The sequence below is a fragment of the Fontimonas sp. FW305-C-3 genome, from assembly GCF_058783185.1.
The window spans coordinates 124,140-149,317 of sequence record NZ_JBYSYK010000001.1; the positions used below are offsets into that span (position 1 = coordinate 124,140).

The 25,178-nt window shown below is 65.8% G+C and carries 20 protein-coding genes; 15 read left to right on the forward strand and 5 right to left on the reverse strand.

Annotation, left to right across the window (positions count from 1 at the left end):
• Window positions 1–95: 95 nt before the first annotated feature.
• The 8 genes from gltB to hrpA all read left to right on the forward strand — a co-directional run bounded on the left by gltB (window position 96) and on the right by hrpA (window position 14,558).
• Window positions 96–4,658, forward strand: coding sequence for a glutamate synthase large subunit (gltB, locus tag AC3WUF_RS00600; protein ID WP_492421357.1), 4,563 nt, complete (start codon window positions 96–98; stop codon window positions 4,656–4,658).
• 38 nt (window positions 4,659–4,696) lie between these two features.
• Window positions 4,697–6,139 carry an FAD-dependent oxidoreductase gene (locus tag AC3WUF_RS00605; protein ID WP_492421359.1) on the forward strand — a complete coding sequence of 481 codons (1,443 nt, stop codon included), beginning with the start codon at window positions 4,697–4,699 and terminating at the stop codon, window positions 6,137–6,139.
• A 21-nt stretch (window positions 6,140–6,160) separates the two neighbouring features.
• Window positions 6,161–6,535, forward strand: a complete 375-nt coding sequence (locus AC3WUF_RS00610) for a group II truncated hemoglobin (RefSeq protein ID WP_492423513.1) — start codon at window positions 6,161–6,163, stop codon at window positions 6,533–6,535.
• 152 nt (window positions 6,536–6,687) lie between these two features.
• Window positions 6,688–8,079: an ethanolamine ammonia-lyase subunit EutB gene (locus tag AC3WUF_RS00615; protein ID WP_492421361.1), complete on the forward strand. Its 1,392-nt coding sequence runs from the start codon at window positions 6,688–6,690 to the stop codon at window positions 8,077–8,079.
• Entirely contained in the window at window positions 8,076–8,831 is a 756-nt protein-coding gene (gene eutC / locus AC3WUF_RS00620) for an ethanolamine ammonia-lyase subunit EutC (RefSeq protein WP_492421363.1), read from the forward strand. The genes AC3WUF_RS00615 and eutC overlap by 4 nt, the downstream gene beginning before the upstream one ends.
• Before the next feature lie 37 nt (window positions 8,832–8,868).
• Entirely contained in the window at window positions 8,869–10,002 is a 1,134-nt protein-coding gene (locus tag AC3WUF_RS00625; protein WP_492421365.1) for a PQQ-dependent sugar dehydrogenase, read from the forward strand.
• 32 nt (window positions 10,003–10,034) lie between these two features.
• A complete protein-coding gene (locus AC3WUF_RS00630) occupies window positions 10,035–10,688 on the forward strand; it encodes a YceH family protein (protein WP_492421367.1) in 654 nt (217 codons plus the stop codon).
• Window positions 10,689–10,742: 54 nt separating this feature from the next.
• The gene (gene hrpA, locus AC3WUF_RS00635) at window positions 10,743–14,558 is read left to right on the forward strand and encodes an ATP-dependent RNA helicase HrpA (RefSeq protein ID WP_492421369.1); all 3,816 of its coding nucleotides are present in this window, start codon (window positions 10,743–10,745) and stop codon (window positions 14,556–14,558) included.
• On the opposite strand, the gene AC3WUF_RS00640 is transcribed toward hrpA, so the two are convergent.
• Window positions 14,502–15,557 carry a DUF6492 family protein gene (locus AC3WUF_RS00640; RefSeq protein ID WP_492421371.1) on the reverse strand — a complete coding sequence of 352 codons (1,056 nt, stop codon included), beginning with the start codon at window positions 15,555–15,557 and terminating at the stop codon, window positions 14,502–14,504. The two genes, hrpA and AC3WUF_RS00640, sit on opposite strands and share 57 nt — an antisense overlap.
• Window positions 15,558–15,702: 145 nt before the next feature.
• On the opposite strand from AC3WUF_RS00640, the gene AC3WUF_RS00645 reads away from it, so the two are divergent.
• From AC3WUF_RS00645 to yihG, 5 genes are read left to right on the forward strand one after another with little or no spacing between them, the layout of a single operon-like run.
• Window positions 15,703–15,975: a type II toxin-antitoxin system CcdA family antitoxin gene (locus AC3WUF_RS00645; RefSeq protein WP_492421373.1), complete on the forward strand. Its 273-nt coding sequence runs from the start codon at window positions 15,703–15,705 to the stop codon at window positions 15,973–15,975.
• Window positions 15,975–16,286 (forward strand): CcdB family protein, encoded by a 312-nt coding sequence (locus AC3WUF_RS00650; RefSeq protein WP_492421375.1) that lies wholly within the window; start codon window positions 15,975–15,977, stop codon window positions 16,284–16,286. Before AC3WUF_RS00645 ends, AC3WUF_RS00650 begins: the two co-directional genes overlap by 1 nt.
• The gene (gene pyrF / locus AC3WUF_RS00655; protein WP_492421377.1) at window positions 16,243–17,007 is read left to right on the forward strand and encodes an orotidine-5'-phosphate decarboxylase; all 765 of its coding nucleotides are present in this window, start codon (window positions 16,243–16,245) and stop codon (window positions 17,005–17,007) included. The genes AC3WUF_RS00650 and pyrF overlap by 44 nt, the downstream gene beginning before the upstream one ends.
• Before the next feature lie 16 nt (window positions 17,008–17,023).
• Window positions 17,024–18,079 (forward strand): uroporphyrinogen decarboxylase, encoded by a 1,056-nt coding sequence (gene hemE / locus AC3WUF_RS00660; RefSeq protein WP_492421379.1) that lies wholly within the window; start codon window positions 17,024–17,026, stop codon window positions 18,077–18,079.
• A gap of 27 nt (window positions 18,080–18,106) precedes the next feature.
• Entirely contained in the window at window positions 18,107–19,039 is a 933-nt protein-coding gene (gene yihG, locus AC3WUF_RS00665; RefSeq protein ID WP_492421381.1) for a 1-acylglycerol-3-phosphate O-acyltransferase, YihG family, read from the forward strand.
• Here yihG and AC3WUF_RS00670 read toward each other — a convergent pair.
• From AC3WUF_RS00670 to AC3WUF_RS00680, 3 genes are all read right to left on the reverse strand, one after another.
• Window positions 18,948–20,141 carry an energy transducer TonB gene (locus tag AC3WUF_RS00670; protein WP_492421383.1) on the reverse strand — a complete coding sequence of 398 codons (1,194 nt, stop codon included), beginning with the start codon at window positions 20,139–20,141 and terminating at the stop codon, window positions 18,948–18,950. The two genes, yihG and AC3WUF_RS00670, sit on opposite strands and share 92 nt — an antisense overlap.
• A 97-nt stretch (window positions 20,142–20,238) precedes the next feature.
• On the reverse strand, window positions 20,239–21,156 hold the full coding sequence (locus AC3WUF_RS00675) for a bile acid:sodium symporter family protein (protein ID WP_492421385.1): 918 nt from the start codon (window positions 21,154–21,156) through the stop codon (window positions 20,239–20,241).
• On the reverse strand, window positions 21,153–21,884 hold the full coding sequence (locus AC3WUF_RS00680) for a sulfite exporter TauE/SafE family protein (protein ID WP_492421387.1): 732 nt from the start codon (window positions 21,882–21,884) through the stop codon (window positions 21,153–21,155). Before AC3WUF_RS00680 ends, AC3WUF_RS00675 begins: the two co-directional genes overlap by 4 nt.
• 147 nt (window positions 21,885–22,031) lie before the next feature.
• On the opposite strand from AC3WUF_RS00680, the gene AC3WUF_RS00685 reads away from it, so the two are divergent.
• Together AC3WUF_RS00685 and AC3WUF_RS00690 are read left to right on the forward strand one after the other, a co-directional pair.
• Entirely contained in the window at window positions 22,032–23,036 is a 1,005-nt protein-coding gene (locus tag AC3WUF_RS00685; protein ID WP_492421389.1) for a chorismate transformation FkbO/Hyg5 family protein, read from the forward strand.
• Between the two features lie 79 nt (window positions 23,037–23,115).
• Window positions 23,116–23,655 (forward strand): hypothetical protein, encoded by a 540-nt coding sequence (locus AC3WUF_RS00690; RefSeq protein WP_492421391.1) that lies wholly within the window; start codon window positions 23,116–23,118, stop codon window positions 23,653–23,655.
• Here the strand turns inward: AC3WUF_RS00690 and glpK are convergent, their stop codons facing one another.
• Window positions 23,656–25,125, reverse strand: a complete 1,470-nt coding sequence (gene glpK, locus AC3WUF_RS00695; protein ID WP_492421393.1) for a glycerol kinase GlpK — start codon at window positions 25,123–25,125, stop codon at window positions 23,656–23,658.
• Between the last annotated feature and the right edge of the window lie 53 nt (window positions 25,126–25,178).

Here is a 25,178-nt window from a genome sequence, read left to right on the forward strand (position 1 = left end):
GCGATTTGCGGCCCCCCAGGGCCCGGCACACACTCTGCGGCCGCCGATCTCGGTGTGCTGCGCGCGTGAGTGCGCAGATATAAGGAGCCCGCAAGATGTCAGACCGCCAGCCCGACCAGACCCCCGTCCCGGTCATGGACGCCGCCCCCGCCGCCAGCTCGACCGCCCTGTCCAACAGCGGCCCGACGAACTACGGTTACAAGGAAGTCGGCCTGTATCGCGAATCCTTCGAGCGCGACAGCTGCGGTTTCGGCCTGATTGCGCACATGGACGACCAGCCCAGCCACAAGCTGGTGCAGACCGCCGTGACCGCCCTGCATCGCATGACCCACCGCGGCGCCGTGGCGGCCGACGGCAAGACCGGCGACGGCTGCGGCCTGTTGATGAAGAAGCCGGACGCCTTCCTGCGCCGCGAGGCCGAGAAGCTCGGTTTCGACATCGGCGAGCTGTACTGCGTCGGCAACATCTTCTTCTCGCCGGACGAAAAGCTCCGCGCGCGCGCCAAGGTCGTGCTGGCGGAAAGCCTCGCGCTGCACGAACTGATCCTCGCCGGTTACCGCGAAGTGCCGACCGACGAGTCGGCGCTCGGCGAAGAGGCGCACAAGACCCTGCCGAAGATCGAACAGGCGTTCATCGCCGCGCCCAAGGGCATGCACAAGTTCGCGTTCGAACTGAAGCTGTTCCGCGCGCGCCGTCGCACCGAGAAGATTCTGGAAACCGAGAAGGATCCGGACTTCTACATCACGCATCTGTCCTGCCGCGTCATCGTCTACAAGGGCCTGGTGATGCCGGAGCTGCTGCCGGTGTTCTATCCGGACCTCGCGGATCCGATGCTGGAATCGTCGATGTGCGTGTTCCACCAGCGCTTCTCGACCAACACCCTGCCGCGCTGGCGCCTCTGCCATCCTTTCCGCTACTTGGCGCACAACGGCGAGATCAACACGATCTCCGGCAACCGCAAGTGGGCACTGGCACGCGCGAAGAAGTTCGTCACGCCGGAAATTCCCGACATCGAAGAGATCGCGCCGCTGGTCGGCATGACCGGCTCGGACTCGCAGTCGCTCGACAACATGCTCGAAGTGCTGCTCGCCGGCGGCATGGACGTGTTTGCCTCACTGCGCGCGCTGATCCCGCCGGCCTGGCAGAACGCCGAAGACCTCGACCCCGATGTCCGCGCGTTCTACGAATACAACTCGGTGAACATGGAGCCCTGGGACGGTCCGGCCGGCGTCGTCGTCACCGACGGCCGCTATGCGGCCTGCTGCCTCGACCGCAACGGCCTGCGTCCGGCGCGCTACGTCATCACCGCCGATCGTCACATCGTGCTCGCGTCGGAAATCGGCGTGCATGATTTCCGCCAGATGGATGTCGTCGAGAAGGGCCGCCTGCGTCCGGGCGAGATCCTCGCGGTCGACACCGAGACCGGCGCGCTGCTGCGTCCGGAAGACATCGACCGCATGCTCGCCGCGCGCAAGCCGTACAAGCAGTGGTTGAAGAGCAACATGAAGCGGCTTGAGGCTTCGCTGTCGGACGATCCGCACACGCTCGAAGTGATGCCGCCGGACACGGTCGCGACCTATCACAAGATGTTCCAGCTGACCTTCGAAGAGCGCGACCAGGTGCTGCGTCCGCTGTCGGAGTCCGGCCAGGAAGCGGTCGGCTCGATGGGCGACGACACGCCGTTCGCGGTGCTGTCGGAACAGCCGCGCTCGGTCTACGACTTCTTCCGCCAGATGTTCGCGCAGGTCACCAACCCGCCGATCGATCCGCTGCGCGAGCAGATCGTCATGTCGCTCGAATGCCAGCTCGGCGCCGAGAAGAACATGTTCGAGGAAACGCCGGAGCGCGCCGCGCGCCTGCTGATCGACTCGCCGGTGCTGTCGGAGGCCAAGTTCAAGAAGCTGATGGCGATCGGCGGGACCGATCCGGGCTACGCGCACCAGCTCGTCGATCTCAACTACGACCCGGAGCAGTTCACGCTCGCGGCGGCGCTTGAACACGCCTGCGACGAAGCGGTCGCGGCGGTGCGCAGCGGCAAGGTCGTCATCGTCCTCACCGACCGTGCGATTGAGCGCGGCAAGCTGCCGATCCACGCGCTGCTCGCGGTTGGCGCGGTCAACGATCGCTTGATCCGCGAAGGCGTGCGCTGCGATTGCAACATCGTCGTCGAGACCGCGACCGCGCGCGATCCGCATCATTTCGCCTGCCTCGTCGGCTACGGGGCTTCGGCAATCTACCCGTACCTGGCCTACGCCACGCTGTATGAAATGGTCCGCTCGGGCCAGATCAAGAACAAGGCGCCGGAGCAGCTCGCGCAGTCGTATCGCAAGGGCATCAACAAGGGCCTGTACAAGATCATCTCGAAGATGGGCATCGCGACGATCTCGTCGTACCGCGCCGCGCAGCTGTTCGAGATCGTCGGCCTGCACGACGAAGTCGTCGACACCTGCTTCGAAGGCACCGTGTCGCGCATCGGCGGCGCGAAGTTCCAGCAGATCCAGGACGACCAGGAACGCCTGGCCGACATGGCCTGGAGCATGCGCAAGCCGATCGAGCAGGGCGGTCTGTACAAGTACATCCACGGCGGCGAATACCACGCCTACAACCCGGACGTCATCGGCACGCTGCAGCGCGCCGTGAAGAGCGGCCAGTACGAGGACTACCAGCTGTTCGCCGAGATGGTGAACCAGCGGCCGGTCGCGACGATCCGCGATCTGTTCAAGCTGAAGGCCTCCGAGGCGATTCCGGTCGAGGAAGTCGAGTCGGTCGAATCCATCCTCAAACGCTTCGACTCCGCCGGCATGTCGCTCGGCGCGCTGTCGCCGGAGGCGCACGAAGCGCTGGCGATCGCGATGAACCGTCTCGGCGGCCGCAGCAACTCGGGCGAGGGCGGTGAAGATCCGGCGCGCTACGGCACCGAGAAGATGTCGAAGATCAAGCAGGTCGCGTCCGGCCGCTTCGGCGTCACGCCGCATTACCTGGTCAATGCCGAAGTGCTGCAGATCAAGGTCGCGCAGGGCGCCAAGCCCGGCGAAGGCGGCCAGCTGCCCGGCGACAAGGTCAACGACATGATCGCGCGGCTGCGTTACTCGAAGCCGGGCGTCGCACTGATCTCGCCGCCGCCGCATCACGACATCTATTCGATCGAGGATCTTGCGCAGCTGATCTTCGACTTGAAGCAGGTCAATCCGCAGGCGCTGGTGTCGGTCAAGCTGGTGTCCGGTCCGGGCGTCGGCACGATCGCGGCCGGCGTTGCGAAGGCTTACGCGGATCTCATCACGATCTCCGGCTACGACGGCGGCACGGGCGCTTCGCCGCTGACTTCGGTCAAGTACGCCGGCACGCCGTGGGAACTGGGCCTGTCGGAAACCCACCAGACCCTGCGCATGAACAATCTGCGCGACAAGGTTCGCGTGCAGACCGACGGCGGCCTCAAGACCGGCCTCGACGTCATCAAGGCCGCGATCCTCGGCGCCGAGTCCTTCGGCTTCGGCACCGCGCCGATGGTGGCGCTGGGCTGCAAGTACCTGCGCATCTGCCATCTGAACAACTGCGCGACCGGCGTCGCGACGCAGAACCATGTGCTGCGCCTCGAGCACTTCGTCGGCCTGCCGGAAATGGTCATGAACTATTTCCGCTTCGTCGCGATCGAGACGCGCGAATGGATGGCGACGCTGGGCATCCGCACGATTGCCGAACTGATCGGCCGCACCGATCTGCTCGAGATCGAGGAGCAGCGCAGCGCCAAGGCGCAGAACCTCGACCTCACGCCGATTCTCGAATCCTCGGGCATGGTGCTGCCGAGCGCGCAGTACTGCATGTTCAACAACGAACCCTTCGACAAGGGCGAGTTGGCGGAGGCGATGCTCGAGGACTGCCTGCCGGCGATCGGCCACAAGACCGGCGGCATCTTCCACTACACCGTCAGCAACCGTCACCGTTCGATCGGCGCGCGCCTGTCGGGCGAGATCGCCCGCCGTCACGGCAATCTCGGCATGAGCGACAAGCCGATCACGGTGAAGCTGAAGGGCACCGCGGGTCAGTCGCTCGGCGTCTGGAACGCCGGCGGCCTGCATCTCGAGCTCGAGGGTGATGCCAACGACTACGTCGGCAAGGGCATGGCCGGCGGCCGCATCGTCGTCAAGCCGCCGAAGAACGTCCGTTACGAAACCCGTGACGCAGCAATCATCGGCAACACCTGCCTGTACGGCGCGACCGGCGGTCTGCTGTACGCCGCAGGCATGGCCGGCGAACGTTTCGCGGTACGCAACTCCGGCGCGCATGCGGTCGTCGAAGGCTGCGGCGATCACGGCTGCGAGTACATGACCGGCGGTGTCGTCGTTGTGCTGGGCCGCACGGGCGTCAACTTCGGTGCCGGCATGACCGGCGGTTTCGCCTACGTGCTCGACGAGAAGCGCAGCTTCGTCGATCGCTATAACCATGAGCTGATCGACATCCATCGCGTCGTGTCGGAATCGATGGAGGCGCACGAAAACTACCTGCGCACCCTGATCGCCGACTACGCGACAGTGACCGGTTCGCGCTGGGCGCAGCAGATCCTCGCCGACTGGGCCGACTTCGTCGGCAAGTTCTGGCTGGTCAAGCCGCGCGCCGCCGAGATCGGTTCGCTGATCGACTCCGTCCGCGCAGCCGCTTAAGCCCCCCTTCCAGCATTCAGTAAGCACCGAGCCAGAACATGGGCGCCAAGAACGCAAACCAGTTTCTCGACCTGCCGCGCCACGATCCGGCGAAGAAGGCCGTCGAGGTCCGCATCCACGACTTCCGCGAAATCTACGGTCAGTTCCAGCCGGAGCAGGCCAAGGCGCAGTCCGGCCGCTGCCTCGCCTGCGGCAATCCGTACTGCGAATGGAAGTGCCCGGTGCACAACTTCATCCCGAACTGGCTGAAGCTGATCGAGGAGGGCAACCTGTTTGCCGCTGCCGAGCTGTCGCACCGCACGAACTCGCTGCCGGAAGTCTGCGGCCGCGTCTGCCCGCAGGATCGTCTCTGCGAAGGTGCCTGCACGCTCAATGAAGGCTTTGGCGCCGTCACGATCGGCAGCATCGAGAAATACATCACCGACGAAGCCGTCAAGCAGGGCTGGCGTCCGGACATGTCGAAGGTCAAGTGGACGCGCAAGCGTGTCGCGATCGTCGGCGCCGGCCCGGCCGGCCTGGGTTGCGCCGACATCCTCGCACGCAACGGCGTCAAGCCGATCGTGTTCGACAAGTACAACGAGATCGGCGGCCTGCTGACCTACGGCATCCCGCCGTTCAAGCTGGAAAAGGACGTCGTCAAGACGCGCCGCATGCTGCTTGAAGGCATGGGTGTCGAGTTCCGCCTCGGCGTCGAGATTGGCAAGGACATCAGCGTCGACCAGCTGCTCAAGGACTATGACGCTGTATTCCTCGGCATGGGCACCTACAACTACATGAAGGGCGGCTTCCCCGGCGAAGATCTGCCGGGCGTGTTCGAAGCGCTGCCGTTCCTGATCGCCAACATCAATCCGCTGCTCGGCGAAGCCAAGCCCGGCGATGCCGCCTATCACGCCAAGGACCAGCGCGTCGTCGTGCTCGGCGGCGGCGACACGGCGATGGACTGCGTGCGCACCTCGATCCGCCAGGGCGCGGAAAGCGTGCACTGCGCTTATCGCCGCGATGAAGAAAACATGCCGGGTTCGCGCCGCGAAGTTGCCAACGCCAAGGAAGAGGGCGTCGAGTTCCTGTGGAACCGTCAGCCGGTCGCCATCGTCGGCAACGGCAAGGTCGAGGGCGTCAAGCTCGTCACGACCCAGCTCGGCAAGCCCGATGCGAAGGGCCGCCGCAAGCCGGAGATCGTCGAAGGTTCGGAAGAGATCATCGAGTGCGATCGTGTCATCGTCGCCTTCGGCTTCCGCCCGAGTCCGGCGCCCTGGTTCGGCGAGCACAACCTGCAGCTGCACGACGATGGCCGCATGATCGTCCACGGCGGCCTCGGCAAGAGCGGCAAGGTCGAAGCGTTTGCCAAGCACAAGTTCCAGACCTCGAACCCGAAGATCTTTGCCGGCGGCGACATGGTGCGCGGTTCGGATCTCGTCGTCACGGCGGTGTTCGAAGGTCGCGAAGCGGCCGAAGGCATCCTCGACTACCTCGGCGTTTAAGCCGAAGTGAGCGCAGCGACGATGTTCGAGGCGCTCGGCGGCGAGCCGGGCGTGCGCGGACTGGTCGATGCGTTCTACGACCGCATGGACGCGGAGCCGGCCTACGCCGGCATCCGCGCACTGCATCCGCCGAGTCTCGCCGGCTCGCGCGACAAGCTGTTCTGGTATCTGTGCGGCTGGAGCGGCGGCCCGCAGCATTTCGTCGAGCGCTTCGGTCATCCGCGCCTGCGCGCCCGCCATCTGCCATTCACCATCGGCGAATCCGAACGCGATCAGTGGTTGCACTGCATGAACGCGGCGATCAGGGAACGCGCGCTCGCACCGCCGCTGGTGCAAGCCCTGCTGGAAGCGCTGGTGCCGCTGGCTGATTGGATGCGCAACCAGACAGGTCCCTGATGTAGCCCGGGTGCAACCCGGAATTGCTCTCTCCACAAGCTGCCGCCCCGGATTTCATCCGGGCTACGCGACTGGAGCAATCAGGCCGGTTGAGCCGAACTGGCAAGGACCGTGCTTGAATAACCGGGCGCTCACCCGGTTGCATCCCAGGCATGAACTACCGTTGTCGGCTTGGCGTCCGTGAATACCGCTTCGACACGCTCGCGGCATTGCTTGCCTGCGCATCGCCACGTCGCTCCGGCGACGAGCTGGCCGGCCTCGCGGCCACCAGCGACGAGGAGCGCATCGCCGCCCGATATGTGCTGGCGGATTTGCCGCTGCGGCATTTCCTCGACGTTGCGCTGATCCCCTATGAAGACGACGAAATCAGTCGTCTGATTCTCGACAGGCACGATGAATCCGCGTTCGCCACAGTGGCATCGCTGAGCGTTGGCGAGTTCCGCGACTGGTTGCTGTCGTACGCGGCGACGCCCGATGCGCTGCGCCTGCTCGCACCGGGGCTGACGCCCGAAATGGTTGCCGCGGTCTCCAAGCTGATGCGCAATCAGGATCTGATCGCGGTCGCGGCCAAGTGCAATGTCGTCACCTCGTTCCGGACGACGCTCGGCCTGCCCGGCCGTCTCGGCAGCCGCCTGCAGCCGAATCATCCGACCGACGATCCGGCCGGCATCGCGGCGTCGACACTCGACGGCCTGCTGTTCGGCATCGGCGATGCGGTGATCGGCGTCAATCCGGCAAGCGACAAGCTTGGCGATACCGTTCAGCTATTGCAGATGCTCGACTCGCTGCGCGAGCGCTTCGAGATTCCGCTGCAGACCTGCGTGCTCGCTCACGTGACGACGACGCTGCGCGCGATCAATGCCGGTGCGCCTGTGGATCTGGTGTTCCAGTCCATCGCCGGCTCGGAGGCGGCCAATCGCAGCTTCGGCGTCGATCTCGCCATGCTGCGCGAAGCGCACGCCGCGGGGCTCGAACTGCAACGCGGCACTGTCGGCAACAATCTGATGTATTTCGAAACCGGCCAGGGCAGCGCACTGTCGGCGAACGCGCATCACGGCATCGATCAGCAGACGATGGAAGTACGCGCCTACGCGGTGGCCCGCGAGTTCTCGCCGCTGCTGGTGAATACGGTCGTCGGCTTCATCGGTCCCGAGTATCTCTACGACGCCAAGCAGATCATCCGCGCCGGGCTCGAAGATCATTTCTGCGGCAAGCTGCTCGGCCTGCCGATGGGCGTGGACGTCTGCTACACCAACCATGCCGAAGCCGACCAGGACGACATGGACAATCTCGCGCTGCTGCTCGGCAACGCCGGCGTGAACTTCCTGATCGCGGTGCCCGGTGCGGACGACGTCATGCTCGGCTATCAGAGCCTGTCGTACCACGACATCGTCGCCGTGCGGCATCTGCTGCAGCGGCGGCCCGCACCGGAGTTCGAAGCCTGGCTGCAGCGCATCGGCCTCGCCGATATCGACGGCCGCCTGGCACCGCCGGACCCGCGCCATCCGGCGGTGCAACGCATGCTCACGCAGATTCAGCCATGAGCACGACGCTTGATCCCTTTGCCGCCCTGCGCCGCATCACGCCGGCACGCATCGGCATTGGCCGCGCCGGCGATGCACAACCGACCTCGGCGCTGCTGGAATTCCAGCTCGCTCACAGCCGCGCGCGCGACGCGGTGCATGGCCAGGTCGATTTTGTGGCGCTGGCCGCAGAGCTTGCGCCGCTGCCAAGCCTGTCGGTGCGCTCGCAGGTCAGCGACCGGTTGAACTATCTGCAGCGCCCTGACCTGGGCCGACGCCTGCGTGGCGAAGATCTGCCGCTGCTGACGGCCGAGTGCGGCGACTGGGATGCCGCGATCGTCGTCGCCGATGGTCTCTCCGCCGCCGCGGTCGAGACGCATGCCGCGGCCGTTGTTCGAGAGACGCTCGCCCGGCTGCCGGGCTGGCGCTTCGCGCCGATCGTTCTCGCGACCGGCGCACGCGTCGCGCTCGGTGACGAGATCGGCTCGGCATTGGGTGTGCGCCTGGTCGCCGTGCTGATCGGCGAGCGCCCCGGTCTTTCGGCCGCCGACAGTCTCGGCATCTATCTGACCTGGGCGCCCCGCATCGGACGCAGCGACGCGGAACGCAACTGCATCTCGAACATCCACGGCAATGGTCTGAGCGCGGCCGCAGCGGCGGATCTGCTGACCTGGCTGATGAACGCCGCGCGCGAGCGCCGGATCAGCGGCGTCGATCTCAAGCTCGAGTACGCCGGCGCCGTGACGCCACCGATCGCCGATCAATCGTTGTAGCCTGTGGCACCGGGCCTTGCCCGTCATCGAGCCGCTCATGAAATTCCGCAGCCTTGGTTTCGTCGTCGTGCTGGTTTTGAGCACCGCGGCCTGCGCGCAACCTCCGCAGTTCGGCAGCGAGCATGGCGCGCTCAGCATCAGCGAGGTCGCTAGAGGCCTCGCGAATCCCTGGTCGCTGGCCTTCCTGCCGGATGGCCGGATGCTGGTCACCGAGCGGCCCGGCCAGATGCGCATCGTGTCGGCGAAAGGGGTCGTGTCGGCGCCGCTGGAGAACGTCCCCGCTGTCGCCGCGCGCGGTCAGGGCGGCTTGCTGGATGTTGTGCTCGCTCCGGATTTCGCGACCTCGAAGCAGATCGTCTTCAGCTATTCCGAACCGCGCGGCAAGGAGAACGGCACCGCGATTGCGCGCGCAAAGCTGGGCGACACCGCGCTGAGCGATGTAAAGGTCATCTTTCGCCAACAGCCGTCATGGGATTCGGCCCAGCACTTCGGCAGCCGTCTCGCTTTCGCGGCGGACGGCACCCTGTTCGCGACACTCGGCGAACGCAACAAGGCCCGCGACCTGGCACAAGCGCGCGACAACCACATCGGCAAGGTCATCCGCATCCGCCTCGACGGCAGCGTGCCGAAGGACAATCCTTATGCCGACGGCAAGCAGGGCGCCGCGGAAGTCTGGTCGTATGGCCACCGCAATCCGCAGGGCGCGGCGATCCATCCGCAGACCGGCAAGCTGTGGACCAACGAGCACGGACCCAAGGGCGGCGACGAGATCAATGTGCCGCTGGCGGGGCGCAACTACGGCTGGCCGGTGATCACCTACGGCCGCGAGTACTCCGGACTTGAGGTGGGTGACGGCATTTCCAGCGCACCGGGCATGGAGCAACCGATCCATTACTGGGTTCCGTCGATCGCCCCCAGCGGCATGGCGTTCTACACCGCGGATCGTTTCCCCGCCTGGCGCGGCAATCTGTTTGTCGGCTCGCTGAAGTTCGGCCAGCTGGTGCGCCTGCAGCTCGACGGCGAAAAGGTCGTTCACGAGGAGCGCCTGCTCGACGGCATGAAGCAGCGCATCCGCGATGTGCGCCAGGGACCGGACGGCTACCTGTACCTGCTGACCGACAGTACCGAGGGCGCGATCCTGCGCGTGGGGCTGGTGCCGAAGGAACGCTAAACTGGCGGCCCACCAAGGATCACTTCGCCCGCATGTCCGAACTGCAGCTGTCCGCCGCCGAAGCCCGCGTCGTCGCCGTCATGGTCGAGAAATCGATCACGACGCCGCAGTACTACCCGATGACGGTCAACGCCATCATGCTCGCGGCGAACCAGAAGTCTTCGCGGCATCCGGTCATGAACCTGACCGAGGGCGATGTCAGCGGCGCACTGAACCGGCTCGAAGAGATGAAGCTCGTCGTCCGCGACAGCTTCAGCGGCCGCGTGCAGAAATGGCGCCAGCAGTTCATGCACCAGCTGATGCTCAAGCCGCAGACGATGGCGCTGCTGACGACATTGGTTCTACGCTCCTCGCAGACCGCCGCCGAGCTGCGCGCCAACGCGCTGCCGCTGAACGGCCCCGGCGATGCCGAGGCATTCTCGACCGCGCTCGCCGATCTCGCCGACCGCGCAACGCCACTGGTCGTGCAGCTGCCGCGCGCCCCGGGTCAGGCCGCAACGCGCTATGGCCACACGCTCAGTGGTGCACCGGAGTCCGTAGCCTTCGAGGCCCCTTCCGCGGAGCCGGCTTCGGGGACTGAACGCATCAACCTTGCCGAGCTGCTGGCTCGCGTGCAGGCCCTGGAAGGCCGCGTCGGCGAGCTGGAAAGCCAGCTCGGCATCACAGCGGCGCCGACCACGGATTGATGGCTCCGATCGAGAGACCGGTATCATGCGCGGCCCTGGGAATGCGCCGCTGCTGTGACTGAACTGAGTACCCTGCGTTCGCAGTTCGCGAGCGCTGCCGACAAGCTGCTGATCCGTGATGCCGCGCGCTTGCGCGCTCAGCTGGATCGCGCGCGGCCGGAACGTTTCGATGGCGCGCGCTTTCTGCAGGATCTGCAGCAGGCCCGGCAACGCGCCGAGAATCGCCAGCGCCTGCGGCCCCCGCAGATCGACTTCCCCGCGGAACTGCCGGTCGTCCAGGCGCGCGAGGAACTGCTGATGGCGATCCGCGATCATCAGGTCGTCGTCGTCTGCGGCGAGACCGGTTCCGGCAAGACCACGCAGTTGCCAAAGCTGTGTCTGGAGCTCGGCCGCGGTACGCGCGGGCTGATCGGCCACACGCAGCCGCGGCGCCTCGCCGCACGCAGCGTCGCGCAACGCATCGCCTCGGAGCTGAAGACCCATCTCGGCGCGCTGGTCGGCTACGAAACCCGCTTCGATCGGCGCACTTCCGAACAGACGCTGGTGAAGCTGATGACCGACGGCATCCTGCTCGCCGAGCTGGCGCGCGATCATCTGCTGAGCCAGTACGACACGATCATCATCGACGAGGCGCATGAGCGCAGCCTCAACATCGATTTCCTGCTCGGCTGGCTCAAGCGCATCCTGCCGCAGCGGCCGGACCTGAAGCTCATCGTCACGTCCGCGACGCTCGATCCGGAGCGCCTGTCGGCACACTTCAACGGCGCACCGATCATCAGCGTTTCGGGCCGCACCTATCCGGTCGAGCAGCGCTATCAGGAGATCTCCGAGGACGCCGATCTGGAGGATGCGATCGCCAACGCGGTCGACACCCTGTGGCGAGGCGGGCGCGGCGATGGCGACATCCTCGTGTTCCTGCCCGGCGAGCGCGAGATCCGCGACACCGCGCGCGTGCTCGGCGGTCGTTATCAGCGCGCCGAGATTCTGCCGCTGTACTCGCGCCTCGCGGCGGCGGCGCAGGACAAGGTCTTCAGCACCGGCCGCGCGCCGCGCATCGTGCTCGCGACGAACGTCGCCGAAACCTCGCTGACGGTACCCGGTATCCGCTATGTCATCGACAGCGGCCTTGCGCGATTGAATCGCTATGCACCGCGCACCGGTGTGCAGCAGCTGCAGATCGAGCCGGTGTCGCAGGCCGCGGCGAATCAGCGCGCCGGTCGTTGCGGCCGTCTGGGGCCGGGCATCTGCGTGCGGCTGTACGCGGAGGAGGATTTTCTCCAGCGCCCGCTGTTCACCGATCCCGAGATCAAGCGCGCCAATCTGGCGGGCGTGCTGCTGCAGATGGCCTCGCTGGGGCTCGGTCAGGTCGACGAGTTTCCCTGGGTCGATCCACCGGACGGTCGCCATGTCGCCGAAGCTTCGCGCGTGCTGCAGATTCTCGGTGCCTTCGACGAGCAGGGCCGGCTGACATCGCAGGGTCGCGAGCTGGCGCGGCTGCCGCTCGATCCGCGCATCGCGCGCATCGCGATGGCCGGACGCGGCAGCATCGCGCGCGAGGCAATCTTCGTGCTCGCGGCGGCGCTGTCGGTGCAGGACCCGCACGAGGTACCGCCGGAGGCCAAGGACGCCGCGCGCGCGGTTCATGCGCAGTGGCGCCACCGGCGCTCGGACTTCCTGTCGCTGCTGCTGCTCTGGCAGCGTTGGCAGGAATGGAGTGCTGCGTCCAACAACCGCCAGCTGCGCAAGCTGTGCCGCGAGCATTTCGTGTCCTTCCTGCGCATGGAGGAATGGGAGGCGGTGCATCGGCAGATCGTCGATCTGCTCGGCAAGGGCGAGGAGCGCAACACGACCGCATGGACGGTCGAGTCTTTGGAAGCGCTCTACGCGCCCATTCATCAGGCCCTGCTCGCCGGCCTGATCGATCACATCGGCCAGAAGCTGCCGGAGGCGCCGGAGTATCAGGGGCCGAAGGGACGCCGTTTCCACATGCATCCGGGTTCGGCGCTGTCGAAGAAGACGCCGGCCTGGGTCATGAGCGCGCAGCTCGCGCAGACTTCGCGTCTGTACGCGCGCACCAACGCGGCGATCGAACCCGAATGGCTGGAGCAGGTCGGCGGCCATCTGGTGAAACGCACGCTGCTGCATCCGACCTGGAACGTGCAGCGCGGCGAGGTCAATGCGATCGAGCATGTCAGCCTGCTCGGCATGCCGTTGACGACGCGGCCGCGTCACTACGGCTCTTCGCATCCCAAGGAAGCGCGCGAGATTTTCATCCGCGAGGCGCTGGTCGGCGGCCAGATGCAGAAGAAGCCGGCCTTCCTCGAACACAATCTTGAAGTGATCGCGGTCATCCGCGACAAGGAAGTGCGCCTGCGCCGGCCCGATCTGCTCGCCGACGATGCGCAGTTCGAGCGCTGGTACGCGGAGCGCCTGCCGGAGACCGTCTTCACCAGCGTCGCGCTGAAGCGCTGGCTGCAGGATCCGAAGCAGCGCGCCGAGATCGCGCGCCTGCAGATGACGGAAGCCGATGCCTTGCGGCCCGGCGTCAGCGCCGATGTCGAGTCGCTGTTCCCGGATCACCTGGATATCGGCGACGTCAGCATCGCGCTGTCGTATCACTACGATCCGGGCGCCGAGCATGACGGCGTGACCTTCCACATTCCGCTCGCGCAGGCGCACGCGCTGCCTGCCGAGATCTTCGAATGGCTGGTGCCGGGCCTGCGCGCACCGAAGGTCGAGGCGCTGATCCGCAGTCTGCCGAACCGGGTGCGGCGCGCGTTCACGCCGGCCGCCGAGTTCGCCAGCGCCGCCGCCGCGCGCATGGAGCCGCCCGGTTCGATGCTCGATCAGTTGTGCAAGGCATTGACCGCGATGACGGGCGTGCCGGTGACGCCGGAGGAGTTCGATCCGCAACGGCTCGACGCACATCTCAAGCCGCGTTTCCAGCTGGAGGACGAGCACGGCAAGCTGCTCGGCGCCGGCGATACGCTCGAAGCGCTGCAGGGTCGCTACAGCGGCGCCGCGCGCACCGCGCTCAATGCGGCAGCGACGCGTGACGAGACGCTGGCGCACTGGAGCCGGCAGAGCCTTGCCGACTGGGACTTCGATGACCTGCCGGCCCACGTCGCCTTGGCGACCGGCGCCCGCGCCTGGCCGGCACTGGATGTGCGGGACGACCGCGTCGACCTGCGTCTGTTCGAATCCGCGGAGGCCGCCGCGATCGCGCATCGCAAGGGCGTGCGCGAACTGCTGCTGATGCGCATGCCGGAGCGCATGCGCGATGTTCACAAGGCGGTGCGCAACAAGCTCGCGCTGTTGCTCGCTTCGTTCGCGCTCGATGTCGACAGCGTGACCGCCGCCGTCGGCCAGCGCAGCGCCGAGAAGGTCTTCGACCTCGACGCGATCCGTACGCGCGGTGCTTTCCAGGCGGCACTCGAGCAGCGCGGTGCGTTCTCGGTGGATGCCTTGCAGCGCATCGAGACGATTGCCAGCTGGCTGGTCAAGGCACGCGATCTTCGCGCGCGCCTGAAGACGCTCAGCGAACGCTGGCCGGACTCGATCAACGACATGCGGCAGCAGCTCGACAGCCTGTTCGGGCCGGGCTTCATCACGGCGATACCGGACGCGCAGTGGCCGCGCGTCGCGCTGTACATCCGCGCGATCGACATTCGTCTTGAGCGTCTCGCCAACAAGCCGGCACGCGATGAGGACCTCACGCGCCAGATCACGCCGCTGGTTCGCAAGCTGCCGACGCCGCTGCATGCGGCGCGCTGGATTCTCGAAGAATGGCGGATCGCGCTGTTTGCGCAGGAACTACGCGCGGTCGGCGGCCCCGGCGCGGGCAAGATCGAAGCGGCGATCAAGGACTAGCGGCACCATCGGCGCGGCTTGCGCCGGCTTGGCCGGAGCGCGCTGCTTGCCGTGTATCGCTTCGTTCATGCAGCCGCGCACGATCCTGCTGAAACGATCGAGCGTCCACACGCCATGGTCGTCGGCCTGCAGACACAGGAAATGCATTTCCGGATCGGCGAAGGACTGGCGGATCAGTGCCTCGGCGTCGCGGAACTGCTCCGGATGTTCGATCCAGTACGTGTTGGCACGCACCGGCCGACGGAACACGCCTTCATAGTTGAGCCGGCTGCGGACGAACTCGCCGTAGATCATGAACTCCGACCAGCCGCACAGCGGCAGATCGAGAATCGTGCGCCACCAGGGTTGCTGGAAGCGCTGCTCGAGCCAGGCATGCAGCGCCTGCGCATGACTTTTTTCGAACACGAACGGCAGGGCCACGTAGTCCGCGGTCTCGTCGCCCGGGTTCACCGGCACCGGCTGGTCGGACAGCATGCAGGCCAGACCGTGCCAGCTCGTCGGCTTTCTCGGCTTCTCCAGCGGGAAGCGCCGCTCGTACAGCGCGACCTTGCCGTCGCGGACAAAGTCATCCAGGCCGAAATGACCGCAGACGATCATGTCGGAGTCGAAGCTGACGAACACGCGCTCGGGCAACAGCGCCGGCGCCGCCAGCTTCAGCAACTGCTGGGTCTGCCAGCCGTAGTAGCGCGCGTTCGGAAACCAGCCGAAGCGCTTGTGCAGGCTGCGCTGCCAGCGCTTGAACATGCGCCCACCGCTGTTGTTGTACGCCACGCGGCCGGCTTCGATCTCCGGCGCCAGCAGCTCGGCGATCGTGACCGGCACGACGTTCGGCAGGTTCATCTGCTGCAGCAATTCCAGATCTTCGCCGCCGATCAGGGCGTAATGCCGGACATGCCCCTGGCCGAAGGCAGTGATCGACTCGCGCAGCAGCTGGAAGCGATCGAAATCCTGGCGATAAGTGGGCGTGATGAAACAGATTTCGTCGGCGGAAAGGGTCACGGCGCGCTCGGGTCGGGCATCGGACTCCGCACCTTAATGAGGCAAGTCTTCAGGACAGAGACAACGGCGTGACGCCTGGATGTCGGTTGCATTGCGCAGGAATGCGCATGACAATGCGCATTCCTGATTCGCATGGAATACGCATATGAGCGCGATATCCTCACGGTCGAAGGCGGTCGGCGGCGTGGAGCCTGGCGCCACAAAGCAGCGTATCAACCTCACCGTGGATGCCGGCCTGATCGAACGCGCACGCGCGGCGGGCCTGAATGTTTCGCAGATTGCAGAGGCGGCGCTGGTGCAGCGGCTGCGCGAGGAAGACGGCCGGCGCTGGCTGGAGGAAAACCGCGAGGCGATTGCCGTCTATAACGACTTCGTGCGCCGCAACGGGATGTGGAGCGACGGCGTGCGCAAATTCTGATGACCCAGTTTTGCGTCTATCGCAACCGCGGCCCGGATCCCGAAACGGCGCCGTATCTGCTGGATTTGCAGTCCGACACCCTCAGCGTTCTGGAGGGGCGTGTCGTCGCGCCGCTCCGGCCAGTGGCATTGATGGCTACCGAATTGCGCGCCCTGCATCCGCGCGTAACCATCGACAGCGAAACCTATTTCGTTTCCATGGGCGAACTTGCCGGCGTCCCGAGCAGCTTGTTGGGCACGCAGGTCATGGACCTGCGCACGCGCCGCAATGACTTCATCAACGCGCTCGACCTTCTGTTTACCGGATACTGAAACCTTGATCCCGACCCAAGACCGCCTGATCGCCGCCCTCGACGTCCCGACTGCAACGGAGGCCCGCAAGCTGGTGCATGTGCTCGGCGGCAGCGTGAGCTTCTACAAGATCGGCATGGAACTGCTGATGGCGCCGGGCTTCTTCGACTTGCTCGACTGGCTCAAGGCGGAGCAGAAGAAAGTCTTCGTCGACCTGAAGTTCTTCGACATTCCGGAAACCGTTGCGCGCGCGGTGCGCAACCTGGCCGAGCGCGGCGCGGACTTCTGCACGATTCACGGCAACCAGTCGATCATGGAAGCGGCGGCGAAAGCCAAGCTCGGCTCGCTGAAGGTGCTGGCCGTCACCGCGCTGACCAGCCTCGACCAGGGCGATCTCGATGACCTGGGCTTCGGCTGCAACATCGCCGACCTCGTGCTGTCGCGCGCGCGCCGTGCCCTCGCCGCCGGCTGCGACGGCGTGGTGTCCTCCGGCCTCGAAGTCGAACGCCTGCGCCGCGAAGCACCGCACGAGCTCATCTGCGTGACGCCGGGCATCCGGCCGGTCGAGAATCGCGTAGAGGCAGACCAGAAGCGCATCATGACGCCGTCCGCCGCGATTGCCGCCGGCGCCGATTATCTTGTCATTGGCCGGCCGATCCGCGATGCGGCGGATCCGCGCGCAATGGCACTATCCGTGCAAGCCGAGATCGCCGCGGCTGTTCAATCGCGATCCATTCGCTAAACCTAGATTACCGACGATGAAACTCCAGAACGACCGCTTTCTGCGCGCGCTCAAGCGCCAACCGGTGGACCGCACGCCGGTGTGGATGATGCGCCAGGCCGGTCGCTATCTGCCGGAGTATCGCGTCTCGCGTGCCAAGGCCGGCGACTTCATGAGCCTGTGCCGCAACGCCGAGCTGTGCTGCGAAGTCACGCTGCAGCCGCTCGCGCGCTACGACCTCGACGCCGCGATCCTGTTCTCCGACATCCTGACGATTCCCGACGCGATGGGCCTGGGCCTGCGCTTCGTCGAGGGCGAAGGCCCGGTGTTCGACCGCCCGGTGCGCGACGCGCGCAGCATCGAGGCGCTCGGCGTGCCGGACCCGGAAGGTGAGTTGAAGTACGTCATGAACGCCGTGCGGACGATCCGCGCCGCGCTCGGCGACCGCCTGCCGCTGATCGGCTTCTCCGGCAGCCCCTGGACGCTGGCGACCTACATGGTCGAAGGCGCCGGCGGCTCCGACTACACGCTGATCAAGCGCATGGCCTACGACGCACCGGAAATGCTCGACAGCCTGCTCGCCAAGCTGTCGGCATCGGTGAGCCTGTATCTCGAAGCCCAGCTGCGCGCCGGCGCCGATGCGCTGATGATCTTCGATACCTGGGGCGGCATCCTCGCGCCGCACGACTATCTGAGATTTTCCCTGGAACCGATGGCGCGCATCGTCGCGCACCTCAAGCGCATCGCGCCCGACGTGCCGGTGATCATGTTCACCAAGAACGGCGGCCAGCATCTGGAAGCGATGGCGGAAACCGGCTGCGATGCGCTCGGCCTCGACTGGACCACCGACATCGCGGGTGCCCGTGCGCGCGTCGGGCACAAGGTCGCGCTGCAAGGCAATCTCGACCCGACGCTGCTGCTGGCACAACCCGACAAGATTGAAGCCGCTGTCGCGCGCGTGCTGTCGTCCTTCGGTGCAGGCAACGGCCACATCTTCAACCTGGGTCACGGGATATTGCAGCAGACGCCGCCGGAACACGCCGGCGTTATGATCGAGGCCGTCAAAGCCTTGAGTCCGGCGTTCCACAAATAGTAGGGACCTGCGCAGCAGGAGGTATCCATGCTTTCGGTGATCTTTCCCCCCGCGATCATCTGTCTGCTGACCAGCATTGCGTTGATCGCAACCACGCTCGGCGCGTTCCTGCTGCAATCGCCGGCGGCGCTGCTCAAGCTGATCCCGTACCAGCCACTGCAACGCGCCTGCAGTCATTACTGCATCTGGATCGCGACCAACTGGGTGCGCAACAACCGCCTGGTCTTCCGCCTGCTGCACACCGTGCAATGGGACGTCGACATCCGTACGCAAATCGATCCGAACAAGAGCTACCTGCTGATCGCCAACCATCAGTCCTGGGCCGATATCGTCCTGCTGTTCGACCTGTTCCATGGCCGTGCGCCGTTCCCGCGCTTCTTCCTGAAGTGGGAACTGATCTACGTGCCGGCGATCGGCATCGGCTGCTGGGCCATGGACTTCCCGTTCATGCGCCGCCACAGCAAGAGCGCGCTCAAAGCCAATCCCGAGCTGCGCAATCAGGATCTCGAAACCACGCGGCGCGCCTGCGAGCTGTATCGCAGCGAGCCGGTCACGGTGATCAACTTTCTCGAGGGCACGCGCTTCAGTGAAGAGAAGCGGGTGAAGGGACAGTCGCCGTATCGCCATCTGCTGCGACCGAAAGCCGGCGGCATGAGCTTCGCGCTCAATGCGATGGGCGACCAGTTCGCCGGCATCATCGACGTCACGATCTCCTATCAGCCGACCCGCAAGACAAAGCTGTGGAGCTTCGCCGGCGGCGAGCAGGACCAGCTGTCGGTGTTCATCGACGTGCTGCCGATCCCGCAGGACATGCTCAGCGGCGACTACGAAGCAGACCCCGAATACCGCAAGCGCTTCCAGGCCTGGATCAACGGCATCTGGGCGCGGAAGGACGCTCGTCTGGAGCGGATGCAGTCGCGGCGTCCTGCGATGCAGACTCAGCGGCCTGCTCACGGCTAGCTACCATGCGGTAGTTGATCGTGTACTGGCCTTCGGTGATTTGCGGCTGACCGTTGACGAACCGTGGCTTGAAGGTACTTTTCATCGCGGCCTTGATCGACGCAGCTTCAAAAACTCCTGGCGGCGCGGCATCCATCGGCAGTGCTTCTAGCACACTGCCATCGGCCGCTACCCGCAGCTTCAGGACCACGAACCCTGACTGTCTGGCAAACGCTGCGGCGGCTGGATACTCGGGCACGACTCGATCCACGGGCACCATTTCCTCGATCTGCGGCATGTCTGTCGCAATGATCCGATAGTCAGCGCTCAACCGGCCCAAATTCCGTGCTTCATCAAGATAGCGCCTGGCATCCGCTACGGTCTGTAGCTGAGACAGCGCGGCGTCGAGCATCTGACTCAGCTCGGTACTGGGCGCTGGCTCTGCTGCGTAATCCAGGATGCGCCGAACACAAGCCTCCGACCCGTTGAGCCGGCAGTCGATCTCCAAAGCCGAGCGCATCCAATGCAACTCTTCGGGTTCATCAACCATGCAGATGCGATCAAGCTGGATCAAGGCCGCCGGATATCGCTCGCCGCGGATGCTCGCAATTGCCAGCAGTTTGCGCGCTGCATCGGGGATCGGCCGGCACTCTGCATCGGTCATTGGCTGCAGCAATGCAGTGACCGTCTTCCAGTCGGCTTCGTCGGCATATGATTGGGCAAGCAGCAGTCTCAGACGGTCGCCGACGTTGCCGACGAGGTAGGGACTTTCGAGGCCTCGCCGAGCGACTCTGCGCAAATCTTGCGGCCTGCCCAGCTTCTGATAGCGCCAGGCCAGTGCATACGGAATCTGCACGTTGCCGATCGACACCGACGACAGCCTGTCCAGCAGCTCCTCCAGGACGGCAACAGCCTCCAAATCCGGCATCGTCTCTGTCGCGTCGAAGCGCCGGATCATCTTGTCCGGCATGCGCAGCCCTTTTCCTTCGCGGGGGGCATGGCATTGATAGTCCGGCCAAGACAGCGGGCCGCCCGCAACTGCAGCGTTGGATGCCTGCGCGAAGAGCGGGCTGCAGAATGCCCACAGCGCAGCAACTGCAATCGCCTTTCCGATTTCCTTCACGATCTGCCCAATGTCCGACCCGCCGAGTTGGCCGTGAAGCTACCCGGCACGCTGGCTGGCTTCAATCCTCGCAGGCGCAGCAGGTATCGCGCGGCTGCTAAACGGTTTCCGCCGCATTCGCCGGCCGCTTCGCCCAGTACCGCGCCAGCAAACCGCCGGTGATCAGATCCCAGACGCCCCACCAGGCCAGCACGAGGGCCATGCCGCCGAGGCCCGGGTAGTAGAGGAAGACCAGCGTCAGGCCGAGCGCGGTGTTGTGGACGCCGGTCTCGAAGGTGATCGCGCGGCGTTCGGCGGGGCCGGCACGGGCGAGGCGGGCGAGGCCGTACCCGCTGGCGAGCGCCAGCGCGTTGTGAATCGCCACCAGCACGAAGATCGTCGTCAGTGCCTGCCAGAAGATCGCGTAGTTGGCGGCAACCGCCAGCACGATGAACAGGGCGAACACCGCGAGGCCGAAACGCTTGAGCGGCTTGCGCAGTTTTGCCGCGAGCTGCGGCCAGCGTTCGACCAGCAGCATGCCGAGCACCAGCGGCGTCACCAGCGCGACGAGGATCGTTCCGACAAGCTCGCTGTAGGGCACCGAGACCGCCTGCATCGCGCTGCGTGTTGCCGGATGCAGCCCACCGAGCACGCCGAAGATCAGCGGCGTTGTCACCGGCGAGATCAGGCTGGAGATCGAGGTCATCGTCATCGCCAGGCTGGTGCGGCCGCCGGCCCAGTGTGTCAGCACGTTGCTCATGTTGCCGCCGGGGCAGGCGGCGGTCAGCATCAGGCCGAGTGCGATGCTCGGCGCCGGATCGGTCACGAACACCAGCGCCAGTGTCAGCAGCGGCAGCACGACCAGTTGCGACAGCAGACCGACCAGCACGATGCGCGGTTCGCGCAGCAGGCGCACGAAGTCGGCAAGGCGCAGTTCCAGTGCGACGCCGAAGATCACCAGTGCGAGCACGCATTGCAGCGCCAGCGCGGCGGTCGGGCTGAACTGCAGATCGACGCTGTCGATGGCGCCGTTCATCGCAGCAACAGTCCGAGGCCGGCAACCAGAAGAAGCACGTCGATCAGCAGGCGGAACTGACGTTCGTCGATACGCTCGTGCAGATGATTGCCGATCAGCAGGCCAAGCATCGTCAATGGGAACAACCAGGCGGAAGTCACCTGCAGCTCCTGCGTGTAATGGCCTTTGATGAACAGCCAGATCGTCAGCGCCGTATTGATCGTGAACCACACCATGATCATGGTGGCTCGCGACGCGGCCTTGCTCAGGCCGCTGCCGGCCATCGCCGCTGCCAGCAGCGGTCCGCCGGATCCGTACAGACCCTGCGCGACGCCGGAGCCGAAGGTCATCGCGAGTCGCGTCGGCATCGCGAAGCGGTGCATGTGCTGCCGGCGCAGGCGCCAGAGATCGAGCAGCGACAGCGCGATGATCAGCGCGCCATAGAGGTGTTTCATCGTGCCGCTCGCGGCCAGCAGCGGAATCAGCGCGACGCCGATGGCGGCGCCGACGATCATCAACGGCATGATCTCGCGCGCCAGCAAGCGCCACTGCGCATGCGCACGCTCCTGCCAGAGCAGCCAGCCTGAGAACGGCACGTTGAGCAGCAGCGAGATCGGCAGGATGTCGGTGATCGGCAGCCAGAGGGCCGCCAGCGTCACCGTGATGACGGTGCTGCCGAAACCGGAGATCGCCTGCGTCGTGTAGGCCAGCAGGACGATCAGCGCGAGCGCGAAGTCGGAGATGCTCATGCCCGGTCCGGGCCGGCGCAGGTCAGGGTGGGCCACCTGTCGTTCTGATCTGCCACAGAGGCTTCCCTTGGTTTAGTCGTCTTGCCGAGTGCCCCCGTATAATCGCCGAATCAGCTTGCGCTTGCCGCAAGCGGCTCTATCTCCGTCATGAATCTTCCCCTGTTCAACAGCGCCAGCTTCCGCGGCGAGTTCGTCCCTCGCGGCAGCGCCGTACCCGAGCGCCTGCTCGGACGGGTCGACTTCGGCCTCGGCCTGCAGCGCGGGGAAGACCCGCGGCGCGTCGTCGTCGGCATCGATTCGATGGCCGCGCCGCACTGGTCGGAGCAGTGGGTCAGCAGCTTGCCGGTCCAGCATGGCTGGGATCTGGGCTTCGGCTACAGCCACAACGGCGAAGTGCTGTTCGGCAGCATCTACCTGCCGGAGGCCGAACTGGCCGACATGAACGAGGCGATGCTCAAGACCTATAGCGGCCTTGAGCAGCTGCTGCAGCGCCAGGGCTACCCGCATTGCCTGCGCATCTGGAATTTCATCTCCGGCATCAATGTCGGCGACGGCGACGACGAGCGCTATCGGCAGTTCAGCGTCGGCCGCGGCCGGGCGCTCGCCTTGAAGCCGGATTTCGAGAAGCAGCTGCCGGCGGCCACGGCGATCGGCATGCAAGAGCCCGGCACGGTGATTTACTTCCTCGCCGGCAAGGCGCCGGGGACACCGGTGGAGAATCCGCGCCAGGTCAGTGCCTACCAGTACCCGCGCCAGTACGGCCCGCAGAGTCCGAGCTTTTCGCGCGCGACGCTGATCGGCAACGGCAACGACGCCTGTCTGCTCGTATCCGGCACCGCCAGCGTCGTCGGTCACGCCACCGCCCATCCGGACGATCCGCTGCGCCAGCTTGACGAGACCCTGGCCAATCTCGAAGCCGTGGTCGCCAACGCGGTGCAACGACACTTCGCCGATACGCCGGAGGCGACGGCGCAGGTCGAGTCGATCAAGCTCTACCTGCGCGACGAACGCTGCCTCGAATTGCTGCGCCCGCAGTTCCCGCGCCTGCGCGGGCCGTATCACGCGCCGCTGATGGTGCTGCACGGCGACATCTGCCGCCATGACCTGATCCTCGAAGCCGAAGCGGTATTCCGCATCAGCGATCGCGCTTGAGCGGGTAGCGTCACCCATTCCCGACGCTTGCTAGGATGGGGCCGCCAGCCATCGCCAGCCGTCAACCGGGAGTATCCAGGTGCAGATCGAAACCCAGATCCCGCTGCTCGAGGACATCCTCGGCCAATGGCGCGAACAGCTCGGGCCGGACTTCCTGCCGTACCGCAATCACGTCTACCGCATGGCGCATTTCTGCTTCGCGCTGCGCGACTGCAGCGAGGAAGAGCGGCGCAAGATCGTCATCGCCGGCGCCTTCCACGATCTCGGCATCTGGTCCGACAGCACGGTCGACTACTTGCCGCCTTCAGTGCTGCGCGCACGCGAGTATCTGGCCGCGAACGGTCTGCAAGCCTGGAGCGAAGAGATCGAACTGATGGTCGACCAGCATCACAAGCTGCGCGCCTGGACCGACCAGCGTTACCCGCTGGTTGAAGTGTTCCGCAAGGCGGACCTGGTCGATGTTTCGCTGGGCATGGTTCGCCTCGGCGTGCCGAAGCGCATCGTCCGCGAAGTCCGCGCCGCGTTTCCCAACAGCGGCTTTCACAAGCGGCTGATGCGGCTCGCGGGAGAGTGGTTCGGCGCGCACCCGCTGAGCGCGCCGCCGTTCTTCAAGTGGTGATCAGCTGCGTACGCGTTTCACCGCGTTGACCCAACCTTCGTAAAGCGCGTCCGCGCGCTCGACCGCCATCTTCGGCTCGAAGCGTCGGTCGCTGCGCCACAGTGCGGCGATGTCGTCGAGAGAGGCGTAGACACCAACCTGCAGTCCCGCCAGGAACGCCGCACCGAGCGCCGTCGTCTCGACGGTCTGCGGACGGACGACCGGAATCTGCAGCGTGTCGGCGAGACACTGGGTCAGCCAGTCGTTGACGACCATGCCGCCGTCGACGCGCAGCTCGGTCGGCGCGACGGCGTCCTGCGCCATCGCACGCATCAGGTCCGAGGTCTGATAGCAGACCGACTCCAGCGCGGCGCGCACGATATGCGCGATGCCGGTGTCGCGGGTCAGGCCGAAGATCGCGCCGCGCGCCTCTGGATCCCAGTACGGCGCGCCGAGGCCGGTGAAGGCCGGCACCAGATAGACGCCCTGCGTATCGGCAATCGATTTCGCGAGACCTTCGGTTTCGCCGGCGGCGCCGATCAGATGCACCGCATCGCGCAACCACTGCACCGCGGCGCCGGCGACGAAGATGCTGCCTTCGAGCGCGTACGTCGTCTTGCCGCCGAGCCGATAGGCGACGGTGCTGAGCAGGCGGTTCTTCGACAGCTTCAGCTCGTCGCCGGTGTTCAGCACCATGAAGCAGCCGGTGCCGTAGGTGGACTTGATCATGCCCGGCGCGAAGCAGGCCTGGCCGACGGTCGCCGCCTGCTGGTCGCCCGCGACGCCGCCGATCTGGATCGCGCCGCCGAACAGCGACGGCTCGGTCTTGCCGAAGTCGGCCGCCGAGTCGAGCACTTCCGGCAGCATTGCGCGCGGCACCTTGAAGAACGCCAGCAGCTCGTCATCCCATTGCTGGGTACGGATGTTGAACAGCGCGGTGCGCGAGGCATTGGTCGCGTCGGTGACATGCCGCTGACCGCCGCTGAGTTTCCACAGCAGCCAGCTGTCGATCGTGCCGAAGGCCAGCTCGCCGGCTTCGGCGCGCTGACGGGCGCCGGGAACCTGGTCGAGGATCCACGCAATCTTGGTTGCCGAAAAGTAAGGATCCAGCAGCAGCCCGGTGCGTTCGTTGAGCCAGGGCGAGCGATCCTGGTGCTGCTGACAGAACGCACTCGTGCGGCGGTCCTGCCAGACGATGGCGCGGTGGATCGGCTTTCCGCTGGCGCGGTCCCAGACCACGGTCGTCTCACGCTGATTGGTGATGCCTATCGCAGCGACCGCCGAAGCCTCCAGGCCCGCGGTCTTCAATGCTTCGCGCACACAGGCGAGCGTGTCGTCCCAAATGCGCTCGGCGTCGTGCTCGACCTGGCCGGGCTGCGGAAAGTGTTGCGGCAGCTCGCGCTGCGCGGTTGCCCGTTTGCCGCCATTGCGGTCGAAGACGATCGCACGGGTACTGGTTGTGCCCTGGTCTATCGCCAGTAAAGCCGTCATGGCCTGCTCCTCGGGGTATGCGACACTTCGGTCATCTGCGCGGGCAGCGACCG

What these genes read in the sequence shown, in the direction of transcription:
- gltB (WP_492421357.1), top strand. Translation starts at nt 96, where the DNA reads ATGTCAGACCGCCAGCCCGACCAGACCCCCGTCCCGGTCATGGACGCC.
- AC3WUF_RS00605 (WP_492421359.1), top strand. Translation starts at nt 4,697, where the DNA reads ATGGGCGCCAAGAACGCAAACCAGTTTCTCGACCTGCCGCGCCACGAT.
- AC3WUF_RS00610 (WP_492423513.1), top strand. Translation starts at nt 6,161, where the DNA reads ATGTTCGAGGCGCTCGGCGGCGAGCCGGGCGTGCGCGGACTGGTCGAT.
- AC3WUF_RS00615 (WP_492421361.1), top strand. Translation starts at nt 6,688, where the DNA reads ATGAACTACCGTTGTCGGCTTGGCGTCCGTGAATACCGCTTCGACACG.
- eutC (WP_492421363.1), top strand. Translation starts at nt 8,076, where the DNA reads ATGAGCACGACGCTTGATCCCTTTGCCGCCCTGCGCCGCATCACGCCG.
- AC3WUF_RS00625 (WP_492421365.1), top strand. Translation starts at nt 8,869, where the DNA reads ATGAAATTCCGCAGCCTTGGTTTCGTCGTCGTGCTGGTTTTGAGCACC.
- AC3WUF_RS00630 (WP_492421367.1), top strand. Translation starts at nt 10,035, where the DNA reads ATGTCCGAACTGCAGCTGTCCGCCGCCGAAGCCCGCGTCGTCGCCGTC.
- AC3WUF_RS00645 (WP_492421373.1), top strand. Translation starts at nt 15,703, where the DNA reads ATGAGCGCGATATCCTCACGGTCGAAGGCGGTCGGCGGCGTGGAGCCT.
- AC3WUF_RS00650 (WP_492421375.1), top strand. Translation starts at nt 15,975, where the DNA reads ATGACCCAGTTTTGCGTCTATCGCAACCGCGGCCCGGATCCCGAAACG.
- pyrF (WP_492421377.1), top strand. Translation starts at nt 16,243, where the DNA reads ATGACTTCATCAACGCGCTCGACCTTCTGTTTACCGGATACTGAAACC.
- hemE (WP_492421379.1), top strand. Translation starts at nt 17,024, where the DNA reads ATGAAACTCCAGAACGACCGCTTTCTGCGCGCGCTCAAGCGCCAACCG.
- yihG (WP_492421381.1), top strand. Translation starts at nt 18,107, where the DNA reads ATGCTTTCGGTGATCTTTCCCCCCGCGATCATCTGTCTGCTGACCAGC.
- AC3WUF_RS00675 (WP_492421385.1), bottom strand. Translation starts at nt 21,156, where the DNA reads ATGAACGGCGCCATCGACAGCGTCGATCTGCAGTTCAGCCCGACCGCC.
- AC3WUF_RS00680 (WP_492421387.1), bottom strand. Translation starts at nt 21,884, where the DNA reads ATGAGCATCTCCGACTTCGCGCTCGCGCTGATCGTCCTGCTGGCCTAC.
- AC3WUF_RS00685 (WP_492421389.1), top strand. Translation starts at nt 22,032, where the DNA reads ATGAATCTTCCCCTGTTCAACAGCGCCAGCTTCCGCGGCGAGTTCGTC.
- glpK (WP_492421393.1), bottom strand. Translation starts at nt 25,125, where the DNA reads ATGACGGCTTTACTGGCGATAGACCAGGGCACAACCAGTACCCGTGCG.